Origin of the sequence: Acinetobacter sichuanensis, from assembly GCF_003024515.2 — a bacterium.
Classification (GTDB): Bacteria; Pseudomonadota; Gammaproteobacteria; order Pseudomonadales; family Moraxellaceae; genus Acinetobacter; species Acinetobacter sichuanensis.
Genome location: NZ_PYIX02000070.1, coordinates 1 through 8,301, shown reverse-complemented (window position 1 = coordinate 8,301; position 8,301 = coordinate 1). Strand labels below are relative to the sequence as shown.

The following is an 8,301-nucleotide window of genomic DNA, read 5'->3' as shown; positions in this document are numbered from 1 at the left end:
ATGTCGATGGTTTGGCTTGGTTCGCTCAATATCAATGGCTATTAGCATTGCTGCACGCAGATTTTCCGCAGGTTCAATACTTTCAAAAATATAAGTGTCATTATGAATAACAATATCAGCATAACCATCTTCTTCTATGCTTGGTCTACACTCCACCACAATATAATCAGGAGGATTATTTATCATTGTTTTTGTCCTGATCAAAATCTAAGGATGGTTGTGCCTCTTTGATCAGTTCATCCAATTCTTTAAGAATGGTTGGCTTAGTTTGTTTACCATTCACCACAAGGAAACGACCTGCCTCAGATAAACCTTGTGTAATTAATTCAAGCTGTGCTGAAAGTTTGCCAATACGCACTTGCAAACCATCTTTGAGTTGACGAGCCAATTCCTCTTGCTCGATGTAGTATTTGCGGATTTCATGTCCTTTTGCATTGCGCTCCATCATTCCAAGATGTTTGGTCATATCCACAGAAATAATGTATTCAGTTATCCATTGACCTGTTTTTGAAAGCTCGTCTTTTTTGACGACCTTAGTAAAGTCATAATTTTCTTCAAAGCCACACTGTTTGATTCGTCTATTAATCCAATGCGAAAAATCAGATTTCACATCAAGCATCTTGTGCAAATCTCGTGCATTCACACCAAGCTGAACTTTTCCATTTAATTCAACTTCAATAAATGGTGTTTGGTTTTTAATTTTTACAATTGCATTCATTGCTTTACTCCAACTATTCATTAAAAAAGAAAAGCCGACTGAAAGATGCAATGAATAGTCGAAACGACCATCTTTCTTTTCAGGAGCTACCCTAGTCGGCTTGGATGCCATATTTCAGGCATTAAAAAACCCTGAACTAATTAAAGATCAGGGTTGGTTAAATTTGGTTGTGTGTTTTAGCGATCAAACCACCAATTCGCATCAAATCCACGCCCAAAAACATCAGTATCACCAATGCGCTCGTAATAATTTGGGTGAATATTGGTGATTGTACAAAGTGGGTCTAAAACAGCGCTGATTGCTTTTCGTGTAGTCGAAGCTCTTGTTGCTTGCGTGTCATACACAACGAGCTGAAAAGTTAGATGATCAATCTGAGGTGGACAATCTAAATTGTGCTCAGGTACACCACCTATAAGCTGCCAAATAACATAGGGAAATTTGGTTTTATGTGGTGCAACATCTTCATAGATGCGATTTTGAACCAAGTCTTTAACAGGTGAGTCTTGAAGCGTTTGGAATATTGGTAAAATGTTCATGTTGCACTCGCTAAAGCTTTATCAATTTCATCATTGAGAATCTGAACAACTTTGTTTGTTACAGGTTGAATATTGTTTGATAAAGCAGGACGCATGAATGGGACTGCCACGTTATTCGCCGAACCAAATTCGATCCAGCGCCAATGCCTCGTGTCCCCGCCTGTTTCTTTTGGTGGATTTGGATTTGAAAAAGATGCACCACCTTTCACACCAATGCGCATCTTAATTTCAGAAGCATTTCGGCTTTTACCGCTTTGAACAGCAATATTTCGCCAAATTTTCTCTTTAGTTTCAGGATCATCAATCATCTTTGCATTTGCACGTGCTGCATCTCGGACAACATTCGCACCTTGGCGCAAAGCTTTTCTGACTGCGGATTTTACTTTACGTGGGTTATTAAGTTGCTCAAGCTTGGATTGCAGGTTTTCAAGACCATGGATTTGGAATTGGATTGACATATCTACTCCAATAATTTCAGCTCAAACGTCACATAAATTTCAGCGTTTTCATTGTCAGGTTTTGGCGGTGAAGTTATTTGAAAAACTTGACCTTTCCAAAGCACACGCATTTCAGTCGTGATATCAGTTCGCTTGCGAATCTTTAAGCGAGCTGTGGTTTCTGAGCTTGCCGCTTTGGCTGCTAATGTGTCTTTTACGGAAAGAAATTCCACTTTTGACCAAAGCTTTTTGTATTCAATCCAAGACTTATCAAGCAAGTTATTGTATTCATCACGCTGTTCAACAAAGTGTTGGATTGTGACACGGTGGCGAAGTTCGCCTGCTTTAACTGGCACATCACACCCCCATAATTCGATAAGGTTGAATCAAACGCCAATAACCCAATGGCATCTCACTCAAACCCTGTGAAACAGATTCACGATTTGCGTATTGATGCCCAATGTGAAGCAGTCGAGCAGAATCCAAAGCGGCATTATCAATAAGATCACATTCAGATTGGCGCTCGCTTTCATCTTTAATTATCTTTCGATCAAGATTTGCAATTAAATGCTCGTTTGCTGCGGCAATATATCGCTCAATTAAAATATCTTCATCATCGTGATCAATACGGCAGTGAAGTTTAGCTGTTAGTAGATCGATCATTTGATTTCACCTTTCTAACTGGTGATTTATTTTTACTTTCCGCGTCTTCAATTGGCTCCAGAACAGCTTTTGTCACCAGATGAGCAACATCATTTGGATTAGCTTCACGCTCATCACCAACCTCATACATCTTGTCACCAAGATGAATTCGCTTAACAAGATATTTCATGTAGATACCCAAATGAGGGGTTCTCCCCCTCATGTCATAAAAAATTAAGGACCAGAAGGTTTGATGTCACCATAAATAAATGCTTCAGGGCGATACACAGCTAAAGCCAAACGCTCTTCGGCAAGAATAGTCACTAAGTTTTTAACGAAATCATCTTCGTTTTCTGTTGCAACTTCCACACGAGACAACCAACGGTCAAAGATTTGAGCACCCATAGAGAATGCACCGGTTAAGAATTTACCCGCTGTTAAAGCTTGTGTTTGAACCACAGGTAACGCCCATAAAGTTGGGTTAATCGCACCTTGAGGGTTGCCAATAATGTACTGACCAGAAGTGTCTTTAAGAGTTTCAATATTGGTCCAGTCGATTGGATTTAATACATGTCCGCTTGCAGGATATTCAGCTAAAATCGCTTGAAGCATTGCAAAGCGCAAAGTATCTAATGTGCTTTCAGCAGTGGTAGCAACACCTGTGGGTTTAGCATAAGCAGTGGCTTGCGGAATAATGCCAAGTAAGTTCTGACCAGTACCATCACCATTTAAAATTTGCTGCTCTTCTTTGAAAGCCAAGCCGTAACGTAAACGCCCATCAATATAGGACTGTAATTGCGAAGCATCGTCTAAAATTTGACGTGATGCTTTCATGTGGTGTGCGATAACTTTTGCGGCAGTCTGTTTTAAATCAAATTTAATATCTGATTGTGGTTTTAAGGCTCCTTCTGCAACCACATCTGCCGCATTGGTAAAACCTGTCTCTTGAACATATTCGAGAGAGTTACCATCCATACGCCCCGGCATCAACAAATCACGAACCGTTAACTTGCGATCTGGTGGTGCAATAATGCCTGCCAAACGTGTGGTTTGAACCAAATCACCTGCCGCACCTGCTACATCAGTAGTTAATGATGTAATAGTTGCTTTAACTTCCATACTTGCGCGACCACGGTTGCCGTTTGCAAGAATACTCTTAAAGCCATCTGTTTCTACGAATTGACGACCTAGTGATTTAACCTCATCACCACCACTTTGTGTGCGGCGAGCAGCCTTTTGTTCCACTTCGTCCACACGAGATTTAAGCTCATTAAGTTTTGTGATGGCTTCATCGGCTGTTTGTTTTGCACCTTCTGCAATTTTATCGCCACGTTCACGCTTGCCTTTAAAATCTTCAGCAATGCCTTTCACTTCATCAACTTGTTTTTTAAACTCTTGAGCGAGTTGTTCTAAATTTTGATCAGTCATTCGACCTATCCTCTTAAAATATTCAAAGCATTGGAAATTGATTTCGCTTGTATTTTTTCACCTTCTGACTCGCTCAAAAGATGACGCAAACCATTGCCAGCGATAACAGTGGCTTGCGACTTAGAAAAGCCTGACTCTCTCAGGAACTTTTCGAATTCTGGTAAAGATGGTAATTGACCATCTTCTAATTTGGATTTAACAGAGGTGATTAGGCTTTTTTCATTTGCAGGAGTGGTGACAATTGAGATTTCATTTAAGCCAAGTTGAATAAGCTCACGTACATCAGTACTTTCGTTATAACTTGACTTAATTGTGCTATACCCAATACTCATACCATCAATCGCACCAACTTTGAGCAATGCATGGGTAGACTTAGCACGAGGCACATCATTGATTAACAATTGCCCTTCAACATACAAACCCTTTTCATCTTCTACCATCTTGGTGTATACGCCGATTGGCTCATTAACGCTGTGATTCCAAAGCACAGGTGGATACTTTCCTTTAGCAGCCCAATCTGAAAGAGTTTGCTTAAATGCACCTGGTAAAATGATGTCGTTATACCAATCAAGATTGCCAAAAACCGCGCCATAGCCCGAAAAAAAACCGTCCTCTTGGACGGCTTTTATCTCTAAATTAAAACTTCTTTTATTCATTTATTTCACCCTGTTCGCTACTAAGCGGAACCATCTGCATCTGTACCATCAACTTATCGGCACTTGGGTCATCACTTCTTGGCATATCTTCCAAATCTCGTACCTCATTACGTGTATACATGCCGTTTTGCGCCATTTTTACGTAAAAGTCCCCTCTTGCTCCAACATTTGTTCTTAACAAGCCCTCAACTGAAAATTTAGGGCGATATTCATATTTTTCATGAGGCAATAATAACTTTCGAGCAATGGTTTGCTCATAACGCACCAATGATGGATTTAATGAGTAGGTTAAAAACCCCTGATTGGTCTGCTCAAGACTTGATGCCCATGAACTTGCTTTACTTGTATGCCCAATTAATTGAGGAGGCACACCAAAGGCACGACAAATTTCCTCAATACCAAAATATCGAGACTCTAAAAGCTGTGCATCCACAGGGTTAATTCGAATGTTTGAAGCACTTGAGAGCTTCATTCCTGCTTCTAAAATCATGTATTTGCCTGAATTTTCAGGCTGACTAAATTGAGCGAGGTATTTTCGCATTCGCTCACGCTGTTCTTTAGTTAAAGTTTGCTCACCAGTCTCTAAAAATCCACCGACCTTCAATCCATTCTTAAACCAGTCTTGCGCTTGGTTATTTGCATCAAATTGCATACCGATAGTTTGTGCAAAAAATTGAATGGCTGACAATCCGACATAGCCATCCAAAGTAAACCCTTTGAAGTGCAAGATTTCATCATCTGTATAAATGGTTATTTTGCCATTCTCAGTATAGTGATATTCAAAACTTCCATCTTTTAACCGTTTTTTTACCATTTCATTTGGGAAAAGCGGCTCAAGAGAGATAATGCTCTTATCATCTCTTCGGGCAATATAATTGTACGCATTTCCCCACAAATCCAAACATGCCGACTGAATTTGCCAAAATTCGCTTGCACACATATCAGCATTGGGCGAGTCATGTAAAATTCGATATAAACCATGATCCTTTGCTATCTTTTTATTTGAATCATAAAGATGCAAAGGGAGTGTTGAAATTGTTTCAGCACGTAGTTTCACACATGCCCACACCGCGGATAGTTTTAATGATGTTTCAGGAGTAACTGCTGCACCGCCTGATGACATATAAGAATCAAACGGATAAGAAGTATCACCTTTTTTTAGTTGAGTTCTTCCAGTCAATCGTGACCAGAAACGAGACCAGAATCCCGTATCTTGTAAATCGCTCATGCTATCACGACGTCCTCTAAATATCCGTCAATATCATAGTTTTTAGGCTCAGGATTCATACTCATTAAAGCCACAGCATTAAAGGTTGCAATTAATGGGTCAATCTTCCCAACACCTGATTCTTGTTTAGAAATCATCATCCCATTACCTTTCATCACAGCACGGGCATTACCTACACACCAAGTCATAAGCTGCGAACCTTGGTGATATAAATTACGTTCTGCTAATTTTCGTTCTGTGGTTAAGATATAGCCCATTAATTTTAAACCTTGGGGCACAGCTATCATTTTTTCTTCAGGTATACCAACTTGAAGCAAGCCATCCAGAAGTCCCCCCAAACCAAGTGGATCAAGCCCTATTCTGTCAAGTTTTCCTGAATCAAAAACCTGTTTAGCAATCGTTGCTAATTGATCAATATCATCACCAACCCGATCAACAATTGTTAAGCTTTTTTCATCCTGACAGTCTTTATATTTAGGTGCATTTTCTTTACGTCTTTCGACCGCTGTTGTGTTGCACCATGCATGGTTCCACAACCACCATTTGCGACTTTTAGCATGACGACCAAGTACAGCGAATCCAAGTAAATCATCGAGACCACCACCATCAATACCAATGGTAATTACATCTGATTGTTCAATTAGTTTGTTAAGTGTGAATTGTTTCGATTGCTGCAACCAAAATTCAGCGCCTGCCCAGCGATTTGCACGAAGGTTCATGCCAATTTCAACATTTAATCGTTTAGCCAAAAAATCTCTAAAGTTTTCCTCATCAGAATCCTTAGATTGCTCAAAGTCATCTTTTAATTGCTCAGGATCGACACTGGTCCCATAGTTTGGATTTGGAATATGAAAGTTTTCAGGATTAAGATGCTCATCATCTTCAATCATTTGTTTCGGAAATTCATAAATCAAAGGGAGGAATTTTTTATTAGTTTTTATGCCATCCCGAATATCACGAGCGTAATCTAATTTTTGCTTAAAAACACCACAAGGAACCTCACTCGCCTGTGTTGTTAAATAAATAATACAACCCTCTTTTCGACTTGCTAAACCACCTGTTGCTTCTCGAAACATTGCTGCTGCACCCGCATTCTTTTGAAAAAGATGAAGCTCATCAATAAGAATCCAAGAAGCTTTTTTACCTCCGACCGTGTTTGATTCCGCAGCTACAACTTTTAAAGTTGCATTCGTTTCACGATGAGTAATCGTTTTTGTATGCTCTGAAATATTCATCAAAGCTTTCAATTCAGGATCAGCATTAATCGCTTCACGAATTGGCACATAACTATTGTCGGCGACTTCTTTGGTGGGCGCTAAAATAATAAGTTCCGCAGCCTGACGATCATTCATCACCAATGCTGTAAGCATAATGAATGCTGCGAGTGTTGATTTTGAATTCTTTTTAGGAATTAAAAGGAAAAATTCACGAATTAATCGACGACTTTCCTCTTCACTGTAGGCGCCAAAGATTGCAGCAACAAATTCAAATACCCATGGGCGAGTAATTTCTCCCATAGTTGGTTGACCCATCACATCGGTCACAATCAGGCTTTTAAATACATCGAGCGCCATCTCTGCTTCATCTTGAAACAGAGGTTTGCATGGAATTAAAGACTGTCCTTTGACAATCTTCTTTTCCCAATCCTTACAAGAAGTTGTCCAGTCCATAATCTACCTAGCTATATCTTTTACGTGCCGCTCGTGTTGCAAACTTACCGCCACCACCTGCAATATCACGAGCATCATCTCTCTGAGATTCTTTTTTACCCTTGGTGCCAACTTTCCCATAAACATATGGCATAGCAGCTTGAGCAGCTTTAAGTCTCAAATCTGGATCTTCACCCTCATCTGTCCAAACTTTTTTAAGATATTCAAGCGGATCATCAACACCACCAACAGCAATATCATCACGACCAACAAATTGACCTGATGCTTGCTCAACTTGTGGATCAATACGCTCAACTTGAATAACCTGCACAGGATTTTCAGCTTTAACTTTTTCAGGTTCAGAAGTTAACTTTTTGTCAGCCTTTAACTTTTCGATATAGTTAATAATGTCGGGGTTTTTCGCAAGTTTTGCACCTGCTTGGGCTGCTGTTTTTTCTGCATAACCTGCTGTAATTGCAGAATCTTTATTGCTTAGACCATCAACTACAGCCTGAGCAAATTTTCTCATTTTTGCAGTTAATGACATAATTCACCTTTAACTTTTGAGTTAACTTTTTGATTAACTTTTTTTGAAAACAGAAATTTTTTTATAAGTGAGAGAGGGCGTGGTCTAGGTGAGCAAAAGCTCTGAACTTTCAACCTCCCCCACCCACTTGAGAATAATTCTCAAAATATTTGATTTTCTTCCGATTGTTTTACCGAGCTATGACATGATTGGCACAACGATTGATGATTGCCATTTTTCCAAAACAAAACCATATCACCACGGTGTGGAGTAATGTGATCGACAACAGTAGCCTCAACAGTCAATCCTTTACGCTGACAATAAACACATAACGGATTCAACTGTAAAAACTTCAATCTAAACTTCTGCCATTTGTACCCATAACCACGTTGAGTTGATGACTTGCCACTACGCCAATTACCTACAGTTTTTTGCTCAGGTTTCTTCTGCACCTGTAAGCGCGGCTTGAGTCTCTGAAGTT

13 protein-coding genes are annotated in these 8,301 nt (G+C 39.7%); all 13 read right to left on the bottom strand.

The annotated features are described in order from the left end of the window. Positions 1-186: hypothetical protein (locus C9E89_RS20855; RefSeq protein WP_107010071.1), on the bottom strand; the 186-nt coding region annotated here is incomplete at its 3' end. Then, positions 176-718: an antA/AntB antirepressor family protein gene (locus C9E89_RS20850; RefSeq protein WP_107010073.1), complete on the bottom strand. Its 543-nt coding sequence runs from the start codon at positions 716-718 to the stop codon at positions 176-178. The genes C9E89_RS20855 and C9E89_RS20850, both read right to left, overlap by 11 nt. Before the next feature lie 176 nt (positions 719-894). Next, positions 895-1,254 (bottom strand): DUF3168 domain-containing protein, encoded by a 360-nt coding sequence (locus C9E89_RS20845; RefSeq protein WP_107010070.1) that lies wholly within the window; start codon positions 1,252-1,254, stop codon positions 895-897. After that, a complete protein-coding gene (locus C9E89_RS20840; protein ID WP_107010069.1) occupies positions 1,251-1,712 on the bottom strand; it encodes an HK97-gp10 family putative phage morphogenesis protein in 462 nt (153 codons plus the stop codon). The genes C9E89_RS20845 and C9E89_RS20840 overlap by 4 nt, the downstream gene beginning before the upstream one ends. 2 nt (positions 1,713-1,714) lie before the next feature. Continuing rightward, complete coding sequence (locus C9E89_RS20835) at positions 1,715-2,047, bottom strand: phage head closure protein (protein ID WP_107010068.1); 333 nt, start codon at positions 2,045-2,047, stop codon at positions 1,715-1,717. 1 nt (position 2,048) lies between these two features. Next, on the bottom strand, positions 2,049-2,354 hold the full coding sequence (locus tag C9E89_RS20830; protein ID WP_107010067.1) for a head-tail connector protein: 306 nt from the start codon (positions 2,352-2,354) through the stop codon (positions 2,049-2,051). After that, the gene (locus C9E89_RS20825) at positions 2,332-2,523 is read right to left on the bottom strand and encodes a hypothetical protein (RefSeq protein WP_107010066.1); all 192 of its coding nucleotides are present in this window, start codon (positions 2,521-2,523) and stop codon (positions 2,332-2,334) included. Before C9E89_RS20825 ends, C9E89_RS20830 begins: the two co-directional genes overlap by 23 nt. 44 nt (positions 2,524-2,567) lie before the next feature. Then, complete coding sequence (locus C9E89_RS20820; RefSeq protein WP_107010065.1) at positions 2,568-3,761, bottom strand: phage major capsid protein; 1,194 nt, start codon at positions 3,759-3,761, stop codon at positions 2,568-2,570. Positions 3,762-3,766: 5 nt separating this feature from the next. Further along, positions 3,767-4,417, bottom strand: a complete 651-nt coding sequence (locus C9E89_RS20815) for an HK97 family phage prohead protease (RefSeq protein WP_107010064.1) — start codon at positions 4,415-4,417, stop codon at positions 3,767-3,769. Beyond that, positions 4,410-5,645 (bottom strand): phage portal protein, encoded by a 1,236-nt coding sequence (locus C9E89_RS20810; RefSeq protein ID WP_107010063.1) that lies wholly within the window; start codon positions 5,643-5,645, stop codon positions 4,410-4,412. The genes C9E89_RS20815 and C9E89_RS20810 overlap by 8 nt, the downstream gene beginning before the upstream one ends. Beyond that, on the bottom strand, positions 5,642-7,315 hold the full coding sequence (locus tag C9E89_RS20805) for a terminase large subunit (protein ID WP_107010062.1): 1,674 nt from the start codon (positions 7,313-7,315) through the stop codon (positions 5,642-5,644). Before C9E89_RS20805 ends, C9E89_RS20810 begins: the two co-directional genes overlap by 4 nt. A gap of 7 nt (positions 7,316-7,322) precedes the next feature. Further along, positions 7,323-7,841, bottom strand: a complete 519-nt coding sequence (locus C9E89_RS20800; RefSeq protein WP_107010061.1) for a terminase small subunit — start codon at positions 7,839-7,841, stop codon at positions 7,323-7,325. A gap of 140 nt (positions 7,842-7,981) precedes the next feature. Then, positions 7,982-8,301, bottom strand: a 320-nt coding sequence (locus C9E89_RS20795) for an HNH endonuclease (RefSeq protein WP_407641433.1), incomplete at its 5' end; no start/stop codon positions are given.